Origin of the sequence: Sphingomonas sp. KC8 (assembly GCF_002151445.1) — a bacterium.
Taxonomy (GTDB): domain Bacteria; phylum Pseudomonadota; class Alphaproteobacteria; order Sphingomonadales; family Sphingomonadaceae; genus Sphingomonas_E.
This window is the reverse complement of the sequence record NZ_CP016306.1, coordinates 1169896-1191115: the sequence shown is the minus strand read 5'-3', so window position 1 is coordinate 1191115 and position 21220 is coordinate 1169896. Positions and strand designations below refer to the sequence as shown.

The 21220-nt window shown below is 61.5% G+C and carries 15 protein-coding genes and 1 tRNA gene; 12 read left to right on the top strand and 4 right to left on the bottom strand.

The features are described from left to right. Positions 1-529 precede the first annotated feature (529 nt). A complete protein-coding gene (locus KC8_RS05550) occupies positions 530-2125 on the top strand; it encodes an isocitrate lyase (protein WP_010126418.1) in 1596 nt (531 codons plus the stop codon). 222 nt (positions 2126-2347) lie between these two features. Further along, positions 2348-2432 (top strand) — tRNA-Leu (locus KC8_RS05545). 82 nt (positions 2433-2514) lie between these two features. Here KC8_RS05545 and KC8_RS05540 read toward each other — a convergent pair. Next, entirely contained in the window at positions 2515-3888 is a 1374-nt protein-coding gene (locus KC8_RS05540; protein ID WP_010126417.1) for a class II 3-deoxy-7-phosphoheptulonate synthase, read from the bottom strand. A gap of 80 nt (positions 3889-3968) precedes the next feature. Next, positions 3969-5072, bottom strand: a complete 1104-nt coding sequence (gene wecB / locus KC8_RS05535) for a non-hydrolyzing UDP-N-acetylglucosamine 2-epimerase (RefSeq protein ID WP_232455684.1) — start codon at positions 5070-5072, stop codon at positions 3969-3971. Between wecB and KC8_RS20235 the strand changes: the two genes are divergently transcribed. Beyond that, the gene (locus KC8_RS20235) at positions 4959-5258 is read left to right on the top strand and encodes a hypothetical protein (protein ID WP_232455631.1); all 300 of its coding nucleotides are present in this window, start codon (positions 4959-4961) and stop codon (positions 5256-5258) included. The two genes, wecB and KC8_RS20235, sit on opposite strands and share 114 nt — an antisense overlap. Positions 5259-5265: 7 nt before the next feature. Here KC8_RS20235 and KC8_RS05530 read toward each other — a convergent pair whose 3' ends face one another. Further along, positions 5266-6123 carry a tetratricopeptide repeat protein gene (locus KC8_RS05530; RefSeq protein WP_010126415.1) on the bottom strand — a complete coding sequence of 286 codons (858 nt, stop codon included), beginning with the start codon at positions 6121-6123 and terminating at the stop codon, positions 5266-5268. Between the two features lie 235 nt (positions 6124-6358). Here KC8_RS05530 and KC8_RS05525 point away from each other — a divergent pair, with 235 nt between their 5' ends. The 9 genes from KC8_RS05525 (at position 6359) to dnaE (ending at position 19451) form a co-directional block, all read left to right on the top strand. Next, positions 6359-6640, top strand: coding sequence for a hypothetical protein (locus KC8_RS05525; protein WP_010126414.1), 282 nt, complete (start codon positions 6359-6361; stop codon positions 6638-6640). Further along, a complete protein-coding gene (locus KC8_RS05520) occupies positions 6637-7257 on the top strand; it encodes a CPBP family intramembrane glutamic endopeptidase (protein WP_232455630.1) in 621 nt (206 codons plus the stop codon). Before KC8_RS05525 ends, KC8_RS05520 begins: the two co-directional genes overlap by 4 nt. Beyond that, positions 7254-8462: a toll/interleukin-1 receptor domain-containing protein gene (locus KC8_RS05515; protein ID WP_010126412.1), complete on the top strand. Its 1209-nt coding sequence runs from the start codon at positions 7254-7256 to the stop codon at positions 8460-8462. The genes KC8_RS05520 and KC8_RS05515 overlap by 4 nt, the downstream gene beginning before the upstream one ends. Before the next feature lie 155 nt (positions 8463-8617). Then, positions 8618-9271 carry an OmpA family protein gene (locus KC8_RS05510; RefSeq protein ID WP_010126410.1) on the top strand — a complete coding sequence of 218 codons (654 nt, stop codon included), beginning with the start codon at positions 8618-8620 and terminating at the stop codon, positions 9269-9271. A 239-nt stretch (positions 9272-9510) separates the two neighbouring features. Next, the gene (locus tag KC8_RS05505; RefSeq protein WP_010126409.1) at positions 9511-11943 is read left to right on the top strand and encodes an NAD(P)-binding domain-containing protein; all 2433 of its coding nucleotides are present in this window, start codon (positions 9511-9513) and stop codon (positions 11941-11943) included. Between the two features lies 1 nt (position 11944). Next, positions 11945-12820 (top strand): hypothetical protein, encoded by an 876-nt coding sequence (locus KC8_RS05500; RefSeq protein ID WP_050805439.1) that lies wholly within the window; start codon positions 11945-11947, stop codon positions 12818-12820. A gap of 10 nt (positions 12821-12830) precedes the next feature. Next, positions 12831-14666, top strand: coding sequence for a cytochrome c3 family protein (locus KC8_RS05495; RefSeq protein ID WP_010126407.1), 1836 nt, complete (start codon positions 12831-12833; stop codon positions 14664-14666). 151 nt (positions 14667-14817) lie between these two features. Then, the gene (locus KC8_RS05490; RefSeq protein ID WP_010126406.1) at positions 14818-15711 is read left to right on the top strand and encodes a phosphodiesterase; all 894 of its coding nucleotides are present in this window, start codon (positions 14818-14820) and stop codon (positions 15709-15711) included. A gap of 230 nt (positions 15712-15941) precedes the next feature. Continuing rightward, a complete protein-coding gene (gene dnaE, locus KC8_RS05485) occupies positions 15942-19451 on the top strand; it encodes a DNA polymerase III subunit alpha (RefSeq protein WP_029624659.1) in 3510 nt (1169 codons plus the stop codon). A 54-nt stretch (positions 19452-19505) separates the two neighbouring features. Here dnaE and KC8_RS05480 read toward each other — a convergent pair whose 3' ends face one another. Next, positions 19506-21155, bottom strand: a complete 1650-nt coding sequence (locus KC8_RS05480) for an electron transfer flavoprotein-ubiquinone oxidoreductase (protein WP_010126404.1) — start codon at positions 21153-21155, stop codon at positions 19506-19508. Positions 21156-21220 lie beyond the last annotated feature (65 nt).

The following is a 21220-nucleotide window of genomic DNA, read 5'->3' as shown; positions in this document are numbered from 1 at the left end:
GCCGGCTGGTGATGGGGCCGGTATCGCCGGGTCATGCGCGCCGACCATTCGGCAAGCGGTGCGGCGTTGCGGGACGCTGCTGGCCTCGCGCCAGCGTACGGGTCGCCATATGCCCGGCATGAAACCACAGCGCGTGGCGTCATTCGCTCCCCCCTTGCCACCGCCCGCTCTTGTTGAGTCTGGCGTGTGTTCGATATGGCTATCTACTCCGTGGTAGAATTACAAGGTGGCAATAATCCCTGCACGGGGTGCTCCCACGGCAGCGGCGAAAGCAGCCGGGCCACCATCGGTGCGCCGTTGCGGATGGGGCGTCCGCATCCTGCCGAAATGGCGGGATTTTCACTGGCGGGGCGGGGGGCTTTGGCATGTCGGCCATGCGGTCACCCGGATTTTGTAAATAAATTACAATATGACTCAAGTGTGTGGCCATATAATCACGCTGTGACACGATATTTGGCGCACGATCCGCGAATATTGGCCAGTTCATATTGTAAGAAATATTTCAGGAGTATGAGAAAGAGGGCAGGGAATGACGTATCAGGAACAGGTCGGGCAACTGGCGCAGATGATTGCGGGGCATGGCGGCGCATGGGCCGGCATTGGCGCGGAATCGGTTGTGCGGATGCGGCTTCAGAACCGGTTTCGGTCGGGGGTGGATATTGCTCGCTATACCGCCGCGATCATGCGGCGCGACATGGCGGCTTATGATGCCGATCCGGCGGCTTACACCCAGTCGCTCGGCTGCTGGCATGGTTTCATCGGCCAGCAGAAACTGATCGCGATCAAGAAGCATTTCGGCACCACCGAACGCCGTTACCTCTATCTGTCCGGCTGGATGATCGCCGCGCTGCGGTCCGAATTCGGGCCGTTGCCCGATCAGTCGATGCACGAAAAGACCAGTGTGCCCGCGCTGATCGAGGAACTGTACACCTTCCTCAAGCAGGCGGACGCGCGCGAACTGGGCATGATGTTCCGCGATCTCGATTCGGCGCGGCAGGCAGGCAATCAGGTCGACGAACAGCGCCTGGCGCAGGCGATCGACAATTATCAGACGCATGTCGTGCCGATCATCGCCGATATCGATGCCGGCTTCGGCAATGCCGAGGCGACCTATCTGCTGGCAAAGAAGATGATCGAGGCCGGCGCCTGCGCGATCCAGATCGAAAATCAGGTCTCGGATGAAAAGCAGTGCGGCCATCAGGACGGCAAGGTCACTGTCCCGCACGAGGATTTTTTGGCGAAGATCCGCGCGGTTCGCTACGCCTTCCTCGAACTCGGCGTCGACGACGGCATCATCGTCGCGCGCACCGACTCGCTGGGCGCGGGGCTGACCAAGCAGATCGCCTACAGCCGTACGCCGGGCGATCTTGGCGACCAGTATAACGCCTTTCTCGATTGCGATGAGGTCGCCGATCTGGCGACCGTCAACGGCGATGTGATCATCAACCGGGATGGCCGGCTGATGCGGCCGAAACGGCTGCCGTCGAACCTCTTCCAGTTCCGCGAAGGGACGGGGGCGGACCGCTGCGTGCTCGATTGCATCACCGCGCTCCAGAACGGCGCAGACCTGTTGTGGATCGAGACCGAGAAGCCGCATATCCAACAGATCGCCGGCATGGTCGATCGCATCCGCAAGGTCATTCCCAACGCGAAGCTGGTGTATAATAACTCGCCCAGCTTCAACTGGACGCTCAACTTCCGCCAGCAGGTCTATGATCTATGGGCAAGCGAGGGGAAGGATGTTGCGGCCTATGATCGCGCCCGCCTGATGAGCGTTGATTATGACGGGACCGAACTGGCGATCGAAGCCGATGAAAAGATCCGCACCTTCCAGAAGGACGCAGCTGCGCGCGCCGGCATCTTCCACCACCTGATCACGCTGCCGACCTATCACACGGCCGCGCTGAGCACCGACAATCTTGCCCGCGAATATTTCGGGGAAGCCGGGATGCTGGGCTATGTCCTCAATGTCCAGCGGCAGGAGATCCGCCAGGGCATCGCCTGTGTGAAGCACCAGAATATGTCGGGTTCGGACATCGGTGACGATCATAAGGAATATTTCGCCGGTGAAGCCGCGCTCAAGGCGGGCGGCGCCCACAATACGATGAACCAGTTCGCGGCCTGATCCGCGGGCATCCGGTGGGGCCGTGATCCGGGCGAGCGCCCGGCGGCCCCATCGGATCGCCCTGGATTGCCGCTTTCTCCCCGCGACCGGGCGCCGCTGCGCCACACCAAAGGGATGCCTGCGATAAAAGTGGGGGCAATCCTCAACTTCCCTGACGAAACAGCGCTTCGAATCTATGGACCGGCTGCCCGGTTCGTGGCATGGGCCTGCCTGCAACGCCGTGCGGGCGTGGTGAAACTGGTAGACGCGCCGGACTCAAAATCCGGTTCCGCAAGGAGTGTCGGTTCGAGCCCGACCGCCCGCACCATATCTGGCCTTGCTTCAACAGACACAAAAAGAGCGCGGAAACCGTGGGGTTCCCGCGCTCTTTTTTGTGTCTGGAAAAGGGATCAGGCCGCGGCCTTCTCCCGTTCGCGCATTTCCTGGTTCAGCATTTCGGCCAGCAGGAACGCCAGTTCGATCGACTGGCCGGCATTCAGGCGGGGATCGCAATGCGTGTGATAGCGATCGGCCAGGCTCTGCTCGGTTACGTCGATCGCACCACCGGTGCATTCGGTGACATTCTGGCCGGTCATTTCGGCATGGATGCCGCCGCCATGCGTGCCTTCTGCGCGGTGCACGGCGAAGAAACCGCGCACTTCGGCCAGGATCCGATCGAACGGACGGGTCTTGTAGCCGTTGGCAGCCTTGACGACGTTGCCGTGCATCGGATCGCATGACCACACCACCGGGCGTCCTTCGCGCTTTACGGCGCGGACGAGGGCGGGCAGGTGCTTTTCGATCTTGTCGTGACCATAGCGGGTGATCAGCGTGATGCGGCCCGGAACGCGGCCCGGATCGAGCGTGTCGAGCAGGCGCAGCAGTTCGTCCGGCTCCAGGCTTGGCCCACATTTCAGGCCGATCGGATTGCCGATGCCACGCAGAAATTCGACGTGCGACGATCCTTCGAAGCGGGTGCGATCGCCGATCCACAGCATATGGGCCGACGTGTCGTACCAGTCACCGGTCAGCGAATCCTGACGGGTCAGCGCCTGTTCGTAGGGCAGCAGCAGCGCTTCATGGCTGGTGTAGAAATTGGTGCCATTGAGCTGCGGCACGGTCTGCGGATTGATCCCACAGGCGGCCATGAAATCAAGCGCGTCGCCGATCCGGTCAGCCACGGTCTGATACTGCGCGGCCCACGGGCTACGACCCATGAAATCGAGCGTCCAGGCGTGGACCTGATGGAGATTGGCATAGCCCCCCTGCGCGAACGCACGCAGAAGATTGAGCGTTGCCGCTGCCTGATTATAGGCGCGGATCATCCGTTCCGGATCCGGCTCGCGCGCGGCCGCTTCGAAATTGATGTCGTTGACGATGTCACCGCGATAGCTGGGCAGCGATATGCCATCCACGTCTTCAGTGGCGGCGGAGCGCGGCTTGGCGAACTGGCCGGCCATCCGGCCGACCTTCACGGTCGGCAGCTTGGACGCATAGGTCAGCACCACCGCCATCTGCAGGATGACGCGGAACGTATCCCGGATGTTGTTGGGATGAAATTCCGCGAAGCTTTCAGCGCAATCGCCGCCCTGAAGCAGGAAAGCCTTGCCTGCGGCCACCTGCGCCAGATCCGCCGTCAGCGCACGCGCTTCGCCGGCAAAGACCAGCGGGGGATAATGGGCAAGTTCTCCGGTCGCGCGGTCAAGCGCGGCCTTGTCGTTATAGTCTGGCATTTGCCGCGCTTCGTGCTGGGTCCAGCTCTCGGGCGTCCAGTTCGTCGCCATGATCATCGTCCTTTCGTGATGATCCCCTTGGGCGAGCGGAGACAGGAAGGCAAGCGGGCTGGCCCTTGCTTCGGGTCAAGCTAGGCTTGGGGCGCAGGCATTCGATAGGAAATTGTGCGTTCCGCCAGGCCCGGGCTGGGGCGAGGGCGGAGGCCGAACCAGTCTTCGATTGCATTGAGAATGCGTTCGGCAGCGTCGCCCTGACCATAAGGATAAGCCGGGTGCGACATGGCAGCATGGGCAACAGGATCATCCAGCAGCCGCGTGGCTGCCGCGACGATATTGTCTGTGTCGGTGCCGACCAGTGTGATATTGCCCGTCGCCAGCGCTTCTGGCCGTTCGGTATTGTCGCGCAGAACGAGCAAGGGGATGCCGAGCGCGGGCGCTTCTTCCTGCAGGCCACCGGAATCGCTCAGGATTAAATGAGCGCGATCCATCAGTCGCACCATTTCGGGGTAGCTTAGCGAAGGGAGCAAAGTGATTCGTTCGACGTCGCTCAGCGCCTGCTTGACCCCGGTTTGCACGTCCGGATTGGGGTGCAGCGGCAGGGCAATCTGCACATCCGGGCGCCTGGCCAATTGCCGCAACGCCGCGCAGATCGATGCGATACCCGGACCAATGTTTTCGCGCCGGTGGCAGGTCGCGAGGATCAGGCGTGTGCCCCCGTCATGCAGCCGCCAGTCACGCACGCGATCGCGCATTGCCAACAACGCATCAATGCCTGTGTTGCCGGTGACGACGATGCGTCCCGTGACGGCCGGTTCGGTGATCAGGTTGCGGCTTGCATCGTCGGTGGGCGCGAATAGCAGCGTCGACAGCGTATCAATCGCGACACGGTTGCGCTCTTCGGGAAAGGGGCACGTCATGTCGTGGCTGCGCAGGCCGGCCTCCACATGGCCCACCGGCACGCCATGGCGATGGGCTGCGAGAGCGGCGGCCCAGGCGCTGGTCGTGTCTCCCTGCACGATTACCATATCTGGTCGCAGTTTGTCGATCAGTGGAGGCAGGGCCAGGGCAATACGGGTTTCCAGCGCTTCGATCGACTGCCCGGCTGTCAGCAGGCCGAGATTATGGTCGACGGCAAGGCTGAACGCGGACACCACATCATCGAACAGATCGCTGTGCTGGCCCGTCGCGACGAAGCGATGATCGAAGTCGGGGCGCTGCGCCGCTGCCCGCGCCAGTGGCGCGAGTTTGATCGCTTCGGGCCGTGTGCCCGCAATCGTCAGCAGCCGGATCAGGCGCCGGGAATCCCTAATTGCTGCGCGCCGCCGTTGATTTTATCCAGCGTTGGCGCATCGCCGGTGAACGCGGTGCGGGCATCGCGCAATGCCTTCGTCGCGGCAGGTTTGTCGCCCAGGACCATGTAGCTGCGCATCAAGCGCAACCAGCCGTCGGCATTTTTCGGATCGGCCTTGAGCTTGGCGGCCAGCCCATCGACCATGCCGCGGACCATGGCGTCTTGCTGGCTGGGGGGGAGGCGGATGCAGCCGCGAGATCCTCACGGTTTGGTCCTGGAATCGCGTCTGTCGCCGCCGATGGTGGCGGTGCCGAAGGCGTCGGCAGCCGGCCGGCGATATCGACCTTGTTTTGGGATGCCGACTGCTGGATCGTCTGGCGAACATTGGCTTCCCAGGGGGCGCCGGCGGGTGTGTCCTTCAGCAGCGCGATCCAATCGTCGATCGCGCCCTTGTGATCGCCGGAAAGATCTTTCTTCACGCCGAGGAAGTAGCGGGATCGTGGATCCGCCGCGTCGATCGCCAGGGCCTTGCGGAAGGCGGCTTCCGCATCTGCGGGGACGGCGGCGGGTTGATTGACCGGGATGGCCAGAACAATCGCTTCGCCAAGGGCGGACCAGCCGCCGGCATTTTTCGGATCCAGTTCGGTAGCCTTGCGATAGGCGCCCACTGCATCCGGAAAACGCTCTGTGCGATAATAAGACCAGCCTAGCATCCGCCAGCCTTCGGCATCCTCGGGGTTTTCTTCCAGTTTCTTTTCGAGCTGGGCGATCATTGACGATACGTCCGCCTGTGGCGCCGTATCAGATGCCGCCGGGGCCGTGGTGGCATCGGCAGGTGCGCGACTTTTCCAGATCTGAAAGCCGACGGCGACCAGCGCGATTGCGGCAGCCGCGATCAATGCTATCCGGCCCAAGGGTAATCCGCCGTCATGCCGATCAACCGTGACGACCTGTTGCGCGTCGTTCGATTTCGCCGGCTTCAACCCTTCAGACATACGGATAACGATCCCCGTTCACCTACACTTATCTTTTCCAGTCTAGCGCATGACTTGTGGAATGATAGAGTGATGAAGGCCTCGACGCGGTAAATAACCGCGCGGCGCATTTGGGGCGCAACCCTGATTCATGGTGTCAGGCTGGGCGACAGGGGGTGCAATTGGCTAAGGGTTTTCCGCGTCACGCGGGCCATCGTCCCGCCTTTCCTTTGGATCGGCAAGGGAGCTTGTTGTCATGAGTGTGGCCGAAACCACGCCGAAGCGATCCACTGTGCCGGTGTGGCGGGGTGACAATATCCGCGCCATTGCCGCGATGCTTTGGGTGATCGCGGGGTGCGCGCTGATCCTGATATTGCTGTCCGCGCCGATCGTCGGGGCGGTTGCCCATGTGCTGGATCCCATCCATCCAGCCCTTGGTTCGCGCGTTGGTATTCCAGTGGCGGTGCTGATCCTGGCCTGCGCGGGGCTTGCGCTGTTTCGGCGGCCCTTCCGGTGGGGCGGCGGCGGTCCGGTTTGACGCTGCTGGCCTTTCCCAGCGGGGTGCTGGCGGTGCTGGCGCTGCTGGTGATCGCCGGTTTCACCGGCACGATTGCGCCGCTGCCGCCGGTGCGCGCTGTTGCTTCCCCCTCCCTGCTGCTGCTCGGGACATTCGTGGTGCTGGTCCAGGTGTTTGGTGAAGAAATATTGTTGCGGGGGTTGTTGCAGCCATTGCTGACCCGCGCATGGGGGGGCTGGCTCGGCATATTGGTCACCGCGCTTGCCTTTACCTTGATTCATGTCCTTGGCGGCTGGCGTGACGCCGTATCGCTCTTGAACATCACGCTCGCAGGCATATGGTTCGGCTTGCTGGCGCTCCGCACGAGTGGTCTGCTGGCGCCCACTTTGGCGCATTTTGGTTATAATTGGGGGGAGGAGATGTTGATCGGAACCTCTCCCAACCCGGGCATCGGCGATTTTGGATCGTTCTTCGATTTCGATCTTGCCGGGCCTGCGATCTTGGGGGGATCGGTGGACGGTTTTAATGCAAGTCTGGTGCTGAGCATGGTGCTCGTGCTGCTCATTCTGCCGCTGGCGCTGATGCGCCGCCGCGTTCCGGGCGCAGTCCCGGCTCAGTCGGAAGCGGTCGGCGCATGAACGATATCATTCTGTCTTATGCCGCGGCTGATGGCGATCGCGTCAGGGCGATCGTGAATGGCCTGCGTGCAGCGGGTTATGGTGTCTGGTGGGATCAGGATATTCAGCCTGGTAGCGAGCGCAAGGCTGCGATTGCAGAGGCCATGGCTGCTGCCAAGTTGCGACTGGTGGCATGGTCGCGCGCATCGGTGGATCCGGCGATCGGACAGGATGTACTCGACGAGGCCGAGGATGCGAAGGCTCAGGGGGCTTATCTGGGCTTGCTGCTCGATAAGGTCGAATTGCCGTTCGGTTTCGGCGGCTATGATCCTGTCGATGTTGCCCCGTTTGACGGAGCGCCCGGCGATGTTGCCACAATCGTGGCGGGTGTGCGGAATTTCATGGAGCAGGGGCAGGCTGTGCCTGCCGCGCTTCCGCCGCCGCCGCCGCCGCCCGCGCCACCGGTCAGCCGTGGGCTTATCGCTGGCCTGGCCTTGGCCGCCGCGCTGGTTGCAGGGATCGGCTTTTTTCTGGTTCGCAGCGCGGCTCCAACGCCGGCGGACAAGATTGAGCCAAGGCTGACGACGATTTCTTGCGCCTGGCTGCATGTTGATCCGGTGCTGTCGGGGGAGGATGGCCATTTGGGGCTGATTGGCGTGGCGGGTGATCCTGCTGCGGCGCAGGCAACGGTTATGCAACTCGTCAAGGCGGAAGGCCTTGCCGTTCAGACGGTAGCGATCGACAAGGTCGCGCAGATCGATCCTCGCGAATGCCCCGCAATTGACGAGCCTCGCCGCTTGCGTAAGTCGCAAGGTGGGCGGCTGCGCGTCACCGGCGAACCTTTCTTTCTGGATCCCGCAACGAAGCAATCCCTGGCTCGCGTGGAAATTTCGCTCGACGCGAAAGACAAGTCGATTGCGCTGTTCGGGGTCGAGCCGTCGGGCGTCGTGACCTGGGCATTGCCCGATGCTGCGTCGATCGACGCGCTCAAGGATGTGCCTGCGGAATTGGTAAAATCGGCCGATGGCAAGTGGGAATTCAATATTTACCCCGATCACCTGGGCTGGACCGGGCTATTCGTTATCGTGGGTGATCGCCCGCTGGCGAAGGCCATGCCGCAAGGCACGGTGCAGAGCTCGGCCGAGTTTGCGCGAACTTTGCGCGAGGCGACGGTGAACGGCGAGTGGGATGCCGATATGGTGTGGTTCCGCATCGATCCGAAATGATCCGGTGACAGAATGTGAATTTTGGTGATGTAGATCACTGAACGGATCGCTCATCCGGTCCATCAAGATGGTATGGCGGGTGCGAACGTTGCGACGCTCTTTGGCCAGAGATATTATCGCGGGGCGCAGTCCCGCACGCTGAAAGGATAGATGCGATGAAGCTGGTCGTCAGCTTGGGAGTTCTCGGTTTTATGCTCGCGGCGACGGCTCCCGCCCATGCGCAGGCGCTGGCTGATCCGGAAGCGGCGCAGATCATGTGCGATTTGACGGGGGATTGCGCCGAAGACGTAGCCGCGCCCAATGCGGTGCAGGACAATGATCCCGCTGATGCGGCGCGCGGTGGTGCCCGTGGCGGCAAGACGCGGGGCTTCAGTTTCCAGCGTGCCGGCAGCGCGGATGCCCAGCCGGCGCCGCGTACCACAACCGCGGTGGCAAATGTTCAGCCCACTGCGCGTGTCGCGCGGCCGGTTCAGGTCGGCTCGTCGGATCTGGGGCTCACCTTCATGCCCAATTCGGCCGTGCTGACCGAGCCGGCCAAGGTGCGGCTTGCGAAATATGCGCAGGTATTGGACGGGCCGAAGCTGAACAGCCGCCGGTTGCGTATTGAAGGCCACACGGATGCCTCCGGTTCGGCTGCCGCCAACCGCGATCTTTCACGGCGTCGCGCGCAAGCGGTAGCAGACTTTCTGGCAACCTCCGGTGTTGCGCGAAATCGGCTGGATGTGGTTGGCTTCGGATCGTCGCGACCTTTGCCCGGCAAGCAGCCGAACGCGCCGGAAAACCGCCGCGTGATGGCCGTCCTGCTCTGATTATCAGGCGTACCTGCACTCCCGGATTTCTCCCTTTTGGATCGGGGTATTGGCTTTTCGGATTGGCGGCGACGGCTTGTTCGTCAGACAGAAAGAAATTTCTGCGAACAAGCCGTCTAGCGATTGCTGTTCAAGATGATAAAGTGCCAAAGGGTTCGCACCTATAATAGAGTCCACAACGATGGATCGGATGCGCGTCACGCCCTTGGGGCTGGCTTGTTGGGTGAACAGGGGGACCAGTGGCAGAGGCCTATCGCATCGCCATCGTCGGCTCGGGTCCGGCGGGACTGAGTGCGGCCGCGCGCGCCGCGCAGCTCGGCATTCCGCATGTGCTGCTCGAAAAGACGGATCACCTTTCCGATACGATCTATAAGTATCAGAAAGGCAAGCATGTCATGGCGACGCCGAGCCAGCTTGTGCTGCGTTCGGACCTTGGTTTCGAAGCCGGGAAGCGCGAAGCGATTCTGGGCGTATGGGATACCCAGACGGCCGAAAACAAAATCAATGTTCGCATGAATGCCGAGGTGAAGGCGATCATTGGCGGCAAAGGTGATTTCTCTCTTACGCTGGTCGACGGCAGCACCATAAGCGCTGAAAATGTCGTGATGGCGATCGGCACGCAAGGCAATCCCAATCTGATGCGGATTCCGGGCGGCGATCTGCCGCATGTGCAGTATCAGCTTGATGATCCGGGTGAATATGTCGACGAACATATTACGGTGATCGGTGCGGGCGATGCTGGCATCGAAAACGCGGTCGGCCTTGCGCAGGATCCGGCGCAGCGCAACGTCGTCACTATATTGAACCGTTCCGCCGATTTCAGCCGTGCCAAGGACGCCAACGTCAAAGGGCTGTTCGGGATGCGCGATTCCGGGCGGCTGTCGGTGATGACTGATACATCGCCGCAGAAGGTGGAACCGGGGTTTCTGACGCTCGATACCCGCGATGGCGAAACCCGCATCCGATGCGATCGGATCATTGCTCGTATGGGGTCCGCTCCCCCGCGTAAGTTCATCGAAAGTTGCGGGATCGAGTTCACCAGCGAAGATCGCGAGGCTTTTCCGAAGCTGACCGCCACGTTCGAAAGCTCGACGGCGCCCGGAATCTACATCATCGGCGCGTTGGCGGGGTATCCGCTGATCAAGCACTGCATGAACCAAGGCTATGACGTCGTCGAGATCATCAACGGCAATACGACGCTGAAGCCGGCCGACGAGCCGATTCTCGAGGCCAAGTTCAAGGCATTGCCGCGCAAGCGTTCGGTTGACGAATGGCTCGAATTTCTGCGCACGAACGTTGAAATTCTCAGCGATCTTTCGCCGTTGCAGATGCGCGAATTCATGCTCGATTCCGAGGTGCGGGCCTACCGCATTGGCGAAACGGTATTCGAAAAGGATGATCCCGGTTCATCCCTGTTCGGTATCGCATCCGGGTCAGTCGATGTCGCCGGGCGGGTCAGGATCGGCCGGGGCTCAATCTTTGGTGAGGTGGGGCTGATTTCGGGCCGTCGCCGCGGCGCGACGATCCGTGCGGCCGAAGATTCGATCCTCGTCGAAGTATCGCGCACTGCTGCGCTCAAGCTGATGGCGTCGAATCCGGGCGCCAAGCGTGTCGTGACCCGTATCTCGACCGAACGGCAGCTTCTTCAGATGTTTGGATCGGGGCTGACGCCCGATGATTTGGCTGAGGTGACAAGCACCGCCAAGGTGGAATCGGTCAGCGCCGGCAAGACGATCATCAATGAAGGCGAGGATGGCTGCGACATCTTCGTCATCCGTGTCGGGTCGATGGTGGTAGAGAAGGCGATCGGCGGGAAACCGGTCTTCCTGTCGTACCTGCCGGCTGGTTCCTATGTCGGCGAGATGGCCGTCATCGACGGCAGCAAGCGTACCGCCACCGTCCGCGCCGCGATCAAATCCGAAGTGATCCGGCTGGATGGGGAATCTTTCAGGCGTTTGCTGGAACGCAAGCCGGATCTGCTTGAAAAGGCGAAGCGAGACATGGCCCAGCGCCAGAATCTCAATGCCTTTGTCGAAGCCAAGAAAGATAGTTTCTCAAGCGTCGTCGACATGTATTCGTCGGTTGCCAATTTTCTTGTCGAGCAAGGTGTGGGCGAAGCGACCGATGTTCTGCTGATTGACGAAAATCTCTGTGTCGGATGCGACAATTGCGAAAAGGCCTGTGCCGACAGCCATGATGGCCTGTCGCGGCTCGATCGTGAAGCCGGGCGCACCTATGCTCATCTGCATGTGCCGACGTCGTGTCGGCATTGCGAACATCCGCATTGCATGGCGGATTGCCCGCCCAACGCCATTCACCGTGGGCCGGATGGCGAGGTGTTCATCAACGATACCTGCATCGGCTGCGGCAATTGCCAGCGCAATTGCCCTTACGGCGTCATCCGCATGGACAAGGTGCCGCCCAAGAAGCCGAGCCTGCTCAGCTGGTTTCTGTTTGGAAAGGGGCCGGGGCCGGGCGAACCGAGCCATGAGTGGGCCTATAAGAATGCCGAACCCGGTGTGGAAAAAGCCAAGAAGGCGATCAAGTGTGACATGTGTTCCGGGATAGAGGGTGGCCCTGCATGTGTCCGCGCCTGCCCAACCGGGGCGGCGATACGTGTTGCGCCAGAGGCCTTCCTGACGGTGGCCAAGCTTGATCGGGGGGAAGGCTAGGGTGGCGACACGGGGGGTGACACAACTGGGCGTCGATGGCGGTTCGAAGCACGAAGGCTTCCTGCGCTATGGCGGTTATAAATGGCTGAAGATCGGCCTCGCGATCTCGCTGGTGGCGATCCTGATCTACGCGTTTCACGATGCGCGGCCGCGGCCGAACGGCGGTTCCTGGTATGGCTATACGCTGGGAACGATCGGCGCCGGGCTGATCCTGTGGCTGACGATGCTCGGCGTACGCAAGCGCGCCATGACGCGCGGCCGCTGGTCGCTCAAGGCGTGGACATCCGCCCATGTCTATCTTGGGCTGTCGCTCGTCATAATCGGCACGTTGCACACTGGTTTCCAGTTCGGCTGGAATGTGCATACGCTGGCCTATGTCCTGATGATGATCGTCATTATTTCAGGTATTTACGGCATTGGTGTTTATTCGGCGCTGCCCCGCGTCCTGAGCAACAATCGCGGCGAAACCACGCAGATGCAGATGCTCGACAGCCTGCGCCAGCTGGATCGCCAGTTGCATGATGCTGCCCAACCGTTAGATCATCGCTATGCCGAAATTGTGCAGATGTCGCTTAACGATGATCCGTTCGGCGGCGGATTGATCGCGCGGCTGACGGGGCGTTATCCGAAATGCGGCACCCGCGCCGCCCAAGCGGCAATCCGCGCGGAAACGGGTGATCGGCCGGCGATCGGCGATGATGCCATCGAACGGATCGATGTGCTGCTGGAACGCAAGGAGGCCGCACTGGCGCGGGTGCGGCAGCATCTGCGGTTGAAGGGGCTGCTGGAAATCTGGCTTTACATCCATGTTCCGTTGACCTTCGCGCTTATTGCCGCGCTGTTCGCCCATATTTTCTCCGTGTTCTTCTACTGGTGAGGGCGCACGTATGAGCTTCATCGTTCGCCAGATTTCTCGGACCGCCGATGGCCGGCAAATTGTGCGCCCCCGTACTTTCGTTCAGCCTCAGCTTGTCATCGGTCGCGAGGCTGATTGCGACATCCACCTGCCGGACCTTGCGGTCACCCTGCGCCATGCTGTGATCCAGACGGTTACGCCGGGGCGGATCGAGATCGCAACGACTGCCGGGCCGCCGATCGACGTCAACGGGCGATCAACCCAGCGCGAGACCATCGATGTCGCGCGTGGTGCCAATGTCCGCATCGGCAGCCATATGCTGACGATTTCTGCGGGCGAAGGGGAGGAGCGCGGGCAGACGATCATTGCCGTTGAACGCGTTGGCGCGCTGTCCGAAGCGTCGGAAGCGAAGGATGAACAGCGTTCTTTTTCGCTGGCCGGCGTAGCGCCAGGGCGACGGCCGATGGCCTGGGCGTTGGCGGCCATCGTGTTGCTGGCCTTTCTGGCGTGGCCAATCTGGTCGTTTGCGACCAACCAATATGCCGACGCCGGCGAGCGCCGCCCAGTTGCTTTTCATGCCGACGAGATGTGGTCTTCCGGCAAGTTGAGCCTTGCTCATGCCAATCTCGAAAATAATTGCCAGGCCTGCCATGTGAAGCCCGGTGAAGCAGTGCGTGACGAAAGTTGCGCTGCCTGCCATTCCACCTTGCATGATCATGCCGATCCGCGGCGATTGATGGCGGCCCGGCCGGAAAAGGGCGCGGGCGACAAACTCCAATTGGCTGCCGCCGGGCTGTTCGGCATTCCCGAAGGGCGTTGCGTTGACTGCCATACGGAGCATGAAGGCGCGCAGGCGATGCCTGTCACCGAACAGCGCTTTTGCAGCGACTGCCATAATGGGATGGACAAGCGCCTGACGGATACGGCCGTTCTGAATGCATCCGACTTCGAAAAGGATCACCCGCAGTTCCGTCCGGCGGTGATGACGAGCGCGGGTAATCGCCCGATCGTGCAGCGGCTGTCACTTGATGCCCGGCCGATCGAAGATAGTGGTCTGAAATTTCCGCACCAGTTGCATCTCTCGACCAGCAACGGCGTCGCCAGAATGGCGCAGACGATGAAGGTGGAAAATGGTTTCGGCGACAGCCTTGTCTGCGCCGATTGCCATGTTTCTGATCCGTCGGGCGCGCGTTTCGTTAAGGTGTCGATGGAACGAAACTGCCAGATGTGCCACAGTTTGTCGTTCGATCGTGTGGGCGATACGATCCGCACATTGCGTCACGGTGATCCCAAGCAGGTGGTGGCCGACCTAAAGGCCTTCTACCGTTCGACTGGGCCGGCGATGCCGATCAATCTTGGCGGCCAGGCGCGGAGGCGCCCGGGCGATGCGATGATGATGCGCACCAGTGCTGCTTTTAACCATGCAGCGGCCAACCGGCCAGGCGAAGCGAATGCCGCGATTCGTGCGGTCTTCAGCCAGGGTGGGGCATGTTTTGACTGTCACGCCGTCACCGGTCCGACTTCGCCCGGGGCGACTGATTGGGGGATCGTGCCGGTGCGGCTGCCCGATCGCTACATGCAAAAGGGCTGGTTCGACCATAAGAGCCACGAGACGGAAAGCTGCGAGAGCTGCCATTCCGCCAAGACATCAACCAGTTCGGGTGATGTGCTGCTGCCCAAAATTGCCACATGTCGCGAATGTCATGGCGGTGAACGGACAGCCAAATCGGTGCCCTCATCCTGCGCGATGTGCCATGATTATCACATGGACGGGCTTGCGCCGTTGATGGTGCGTACAATGCGCGACAAGGGCAAGCGTGCCGCGCAATATGGGCCTCGTCCCTTGCCTGTTGTCGGCGGCAACTGAATCTCAAGAGATTTGTTGTAGCCCTGTGTCGTGGATCACAGCGTGATACGCCTGATCACTGTCACATGTCGGTGGCTCAGGCTTGGCGTCGTGGAGCAGTGGGCGACAATTTGCCGTCGGGCGCAACAGGGAAGAAGGTGGCCCCAGGCCTATGCTGATCGCCCAGATTACGGATACGCATCTCGGCTTTGATCCGGATAATCCGGCCGAGTTCAACCGGAAGCGCCTGGACAAGGTGCTGCACCAGTTGAGTGAACTCGACCGCAAGCCGGATATGCTGTTGGTGACCGGCGATCTCGTCGATCGCGGAGACGAGGATTCATATCGTCGCCTTCGTAGCGCGCTGGCCGCGTGCACTTTCCCCGTGTGGCTGTGCGTTGGCAACCATGATGTGCGCAGCAATCTGACGGCGGTTTTTCCCAAAATTCCGATCGATGGCGGTTTCGTCCAGTATGTGGTCGATACTGCGCCGTTGCGTTTCATCATACTCGATACGCTGGAGGAGGGCCGGCACGGCGGTGCTTTTTGCGAGCGTCGCGCAGCATGGCTGGCAGACCGTGTGGCCGAAGCGCCGGATCGGCCGACGGTGATTGTCCTGCATCATCCTCCGATAGAGACGGGAATCGAATGGATGACGACTGGACTGGACGAGCCATGGGTCGATCGGCTCGATCAGGCGTTGGCCGGACATCGCAATATCGTCGGCTTGATGTGTGGCCATATCCACCGTGCAATCGCCACCGGGTGGCGCGGGCGGCCATTGACGGTTTGCCCATCGACCGCGCCTCAGGTGGCCCTGACACTGGCGCCGATGGATCCGGTCAACCCCGATGGTCGGCCGATGATTGTGGCCGATCCTCCGGCCTTCGCGTTGCATTACTGGAACGGCGAAGGACTCGTCACCCATTTCGACAATGCCGATGAGCATGTCGCGTTGGCCCGTTTCGACACGTCCATGCAGCCGCTTGTGGCTTGCCTTGCGGATGAGCGACCGTTGCCGTCGATGGTGTCGAGCCGATCCAGGGTTCGTCTCGTAGCCCAATAGCCCTGTCGTCCATGGCAATGCACCGGATCTGCCGACCTGGCGATCCTGCGCACGCTGGCGACGATGGGAAGGGGAGATCCGGAACGGGCGAGTCCGTTGGCCTGTTCCGTCATCAACTTGTCAAAGCCGTGCGACCTCCGATGGAGGCGGGTGCAAGCGAACTCAACGATCGATCATTCGGATCGCACTTGCCGGTTACAGAATCGGATCAGTCGGCCTAGGGTGGTGCCATGCCTCACGCCGGTTTTGTCCCACTTCGCATTTTTTCGTCCTTCACCATGCTGGAAGGTGCAATCGAGCCGAAATCGATTGCCAAGCAATGCCGCAAACTGGCCTTCCCCGCCGCGGCCATCACCGATCGCAATGGCCTATACGGCGCAATGGCTTTTTCGGATGGCGCCAAGAAGGATGGGGTTCAGCCGATTATCGGCGCCATGTTGGGCGTGCAGCGGCCGGGAACGCCGGAAGGCAAGCCGATCATCCTCGATTGGCTGGCGCTTTATGCGCAGGATGAGGCTGGCTATGATAATCTGTGCGCGCTTGTGTCGGCCGCCCATCTCGATCGGCCGGGCCACGAGGAAGCGCATGTGCCGCTTGAGCGACTGGAGGGCTTCAGCGATGGCTTGATCGCGCTCACGGCGAGCGGCGAGGGGGCCGTTACCCGGTTGCTGGCCGATGAGCAGGCGGATGCGGCCCGGGCCTATCTCGATCGGCTGGAACGGTTGTTCCCCGGGCGCCTTTATATTGAGGTCGCGCGTCGCGGCGACACTGTCGAGGAGGCAGCCGAGGACGCGCTGATCGAACTGGCCTATGCCCGAAATCTGCCTCTGGTGGCGACGAATCCGGCCTGTTTTGCCGAACCGGATTTTCATGCCGCGCACGATACGATGCTGTGCATTGCCAGTTCGTCCTACGTCGATAGCGGCGATCGCAAGCGATCATCCCCCGAGGCGTGGATCAAACCGGCTGATGAGATGATGCGCCTGTTCGAGGATCTGCCGGAGGCGATAGCCAACACTCTGGTGGTGGCGCAGCGTTGCGGCGTCGCCGCACCCTATCGCAAACCGATCCTGCCCAGCCTTGCGGGGGATCGTGATGGTGAAACGGAAATGCTGCGTGCGGATGCGCGCAAAGGCCTGATCGCGCGGCTCCAAAAATATGAACCCGCTGCCAGCGTCGATGAACTGGAGGCGAAATATCCGGCGTATTTCGAACGTCTCACCTTCGAAACCGACATCATCGTCCGTATGGGTTTCCCCGGCTATTTTCTGATCGTGGCCGATTTCATCAAATGGGCGAAAGATCACGATATTCCCGTGGGGCCGGGGCGCGGATCGGGGGCAGGTTCCGTCGTTGCATGGGCGCTGACCATCACCGATCTCGATCCGTTGCGGCTTGGCTTGCTGTTCGAACGCTTCCTCAACCCGGAACGCGTGTCGATGCCCGATTTCGACATCGATTTCTGCGAAACCCGGCGCGGCGAGGTGATCAGCTACGTCCAGAACAAATATGGCCGGGATCATGTGGCCCAGATCATCACGTTCGGGCGGTTGAAAGCTCGCGCCGTGCTGAAGGACACTGGTCGTGTTCTCCAGATGAGTTATGGACAGGTTGATCGTTTAGCCAAATTGGTTCCAAATCACCCGACCGACCCCTGGACGCTGGACCGCGCGCTGAATGGCGTATCGGAACTGGCCGCTGAATATAAAGCGGACGAACAGGTTACCCGCCTGTTCGATCTGGCGATGAAGCTGGAAGGCTTGCCACGTCACAGTTCGACCCACGCGGCAGGGGTGGTCATCGGCGATCGCCCGCTCGACCAGCTGGTGCCGCTTTACCGCGATCCGCGATCCGACATCCCCGTCACCCAGTTCGACATGAAATTTGTCGAAGGGGCGGGGTTGGTGAAGTTTGACTTCCTTGGCCTGAAGACGCTGTCGGTTTTGCAAAAGGCCGTGCAGTTTCTGGCCAAGCGCGGTGTGAAGGTCGATCTTGATCAATTGGCGTGGGATGATCCGGAGGTCTATAACCTCCTCCAAAGTGGCAACACGGTTGGCGTGTTTCAGCTGGAATCCGAAGGGATGCGCCGCACGCTTTCGGCCGTGCGGCCAACCTGCTTCGAAGATATCATCGCGCTCGTCTCGCTTTATCGGCCAGGCCCGATGGATAATATCCCGCTGTTTGGCGACCGCAAAAATGGCCGTGCGCCGATTGAATATCCGCACCCGTTGCTGGAAAGTATCCTGAGTGAGACCTATGGGATCTTCGTCTATCAGGAACAGGTGATGCAGGCCGCGCAGATACTGGCCGGCTATTCGCTGGGCGAAGCCGATCTGTTGCGCCGTGCGATGGGCAAGAAGATCCAGGCGGAAATGGACGCCCAGCGTCTGCGTTTCGTGGAAGGGTGCGCCGCGCATGCGATCACGCCGGAAAAAGCCAATGAACTGTTCGATTTGATCGATAAGTTCGCCGGCTATGGCTTCAACAAAAGTCACGCTGCGGCTTACGCGCTTGTCGCCTATCACACCGCCTGGATGAAGGCCCACCACAAGCCCGAATTCTATGCTGCGTCGATGTGCTACGATATGGCGTTGACCGATAAGCTGTCGATCTTCGTCGATGATATGCGCCGCATGGGCGTGCCGTGTCTGCCACCCGATATCAATGCCAGCGAAGCCGAATATTCCGTCGAAGATGGCGCTGTGCGTTATGCGCTGGGCGCGCTGAAGGGGGTCGGCGAGAAAGCGATGGAGCAACTGGTTGCCGAACGCACGCGCGCCGGCCGCTTCAAGTCGCTCGATGATTTCGCGGACCGCGTGGATCCTAAACTGTTGAATCGCCGGCAGCTTGAAAGCCTGGCGGCGGCTGGCGCTTTCGATGCGATTGCAAGCGAGCGCGCCGGAGTTCATGCGGCGGCGGAGACCATTCTGGCGCACGCATCCACTGTCGCTGCCGCTCGCGATAGCGGGCAGGGTGGCCTGTTCGGTGACGCCAGCGTGGGGGCGGCGCCGATCCGCCTGTCGGACAAGGCGGTTTGGACGATTGCCGAGCGGATGGCGGCGGAGAAGGAGGCGTTCGGCTTCTATTTTTCGGCGCACCCGGTGGATCGGTTCCGGCATCTGGCGGCAGCCAACCGGGCGAAGTCCTATGCCGAACTGCTGGTCATGCCGGTGGCGGAACCGCAGCGTTCGTCGGAAGGGCGGCGGATGCCGACGCCGACGGTGACGGTGGCGGCGCTGATCGAGGACGCGCGCTGGCGCACGTCGGCGCGCGGCAACCGTTACATGATGGCGACCTGTTCGGACGCATCGGGGCAGTTCATCGCGACCTGTTTTGAAGAGCAGGCGTCGGAAGAGATCGAGAAGGCTGCGCGTTCCGGTGAATGCGCATTGCTGACCGTCGAGCTTGATCGGCGGCCGGGCGAAGACACGCCACGCATCACGATCCGTTCGCTGGTCCCGTTCGAAGGGCTGGCCGGCAAGACGCGGCTTTGCCTTGATATCGAAACCGCCGAGCCGATGGTGCTGAAGGCGCTGGCGGACCTGGTTTTGCAGGAGCGTGGCGGGCGCGGGGAATTGCGGCTGCGGGCGCGGACACCGGAGGGCGGTGTCGCCCACGTCCTGCTGGGCCGCGACTTCATGCTGGACGCCGAACTGGTGGCCCGGATCGAGCGCGTGCCGGGGATCGAACGCGTGGAGCTGGGCGCGGTCGAACTGCCGAAGCTATCGATGGCGTCCTGACCCAGACAAGAACGGCATCCCTGCTGGTGTGCGGGGATGCCGTTCGATGCCGGATTACATGTTCGGATAGTTCGGGCCGCCGCCGCCTTCGGGCACCACCCAGTTGATGTTCTGGGTGGGATCCTTGATGTCGCAGGTCTTGCAGTGGACGCAGTTCTGCGCGTTGATCTGCAAGCGCGGATCGCCCGTGTCCTGGCCGACGATTTCGTAAACGCCGGCCGGGCAGTAGCGCTGTTCGGGGGCGTCGTAGAGTGCCAAGTTGACACTGATCGGCACCGATGCGTCTTTCAACGTCAGGTGGATCGGCTGGTCTTCTTCGTGGTTGGTGTTGGAAAGGAACACCGACGAAAGACGATCGAAGCTGATCACCCCATCTGGCTTGGGATAGTTGATCTTGGGCGCCAGATCGGCGCGCCACAAATCTTCATTGTCGCGATGCGTCTTGAACGTCCAGGGCAGCTTTACGCCCAACTGGTGGAGCCACATATCGGTGCCGGCATAGAGCGTGCCCATGACCGGGCCGAAGCGCGCGATCGCCGGTTCCGCGTTGCGGACCATCTTGAGTTCTTTCGCGATCCAGCTGTCGTTGAGGGCGGCCGGATAGCTGGTCAGTTCCTTCGCGCCACGGCCCGACAGAATCTCGTCGAACGCGGCTTCGGCGGCGAGCATGCCCGATTTCATCGCCGTGTGGCTGCCCTTGATGCGCGGCACGTTGACGAAACCCGCCGAGCATCCGATCAGCGCGCCGCCCGGGAAGGTGAGCTTGGGGATCGCCTGCCAGCCGCCTTCGTTGATCGCGCGCGCGCCATAGGACACGCGCCGCCCGCCTTCGATTTCGGCGCGGATCGCCGGATGCTGCTTCCACCGCTGAAATTCTTCGAACGGCGAGAGATGCGGGTTCTTGTAGCCGAGGCCGACGACGAAGCCCAAGGCGACCTGATTGTTCTCCTGATGATAGAGGAAACCACCGCCGACTTCATCGGTGAGCGGCCAGCCCTGCGTGTGGATGACGCGACCGGGGACATGCTTGTCCGCTGGAATGTCCCACAATTCCTTGATGCCGATCGCATAGGTCTGCGGCTGGCTGTCGGCTTCCAGATCGAAGATCCGCTTCAGTTCCTTGGATAGGTGCCCGCGCACGCCTTCGGCAAAGAAGGTATATTGTGCGTGGAGTTCCATCCCCGGCTGATAATCGCCCTTATGTTCTCCATCGCGGGCGACGCCCATATCGCCGGTGGCCACGCCCTTCACCGAGCCATCTTCGTGGAACAGCACTTCGGCGGCGGCGAAACCGGGGAAGATTTCGACACCCAGCGCTTCGGCCTGTCCGGCCAGCCAGCGGCACAGATTGCCGAGGCTGACGGTGTAGGTGCCCTTGTTGTTCATGAACGGCGGCATCAGCAGATGCGGCATCGAGAATTGTTTCTTCTCGGTCAGGATCCAGTGGTGATTCTGCACCACCGGCACCGTCAGCGGGCTATCCAGATCGCGCCAGTCGGGGATCAGTTCATCGAGCGCGATCGGATCGACCACGGCACCCGACAGGATGTGCGCGCCGACTTCCGAACCCTTTTCGAGAACGCACACGCCCAATTCGCGACCCGCTTTGTCCGCAAGCTGCTTCAGCCGGATAGCCGCGGCCAGGCCCGCCGGGCCGGCGCCGACGATCACGACATCATAGGTCATGGATTCGCGGGTCGTCATTTCCTCAGTCCTTCCTTTCGCCCCCGTTCCGTCCGGTTGTCGCACCGGTCGAACGGACTGCCCAG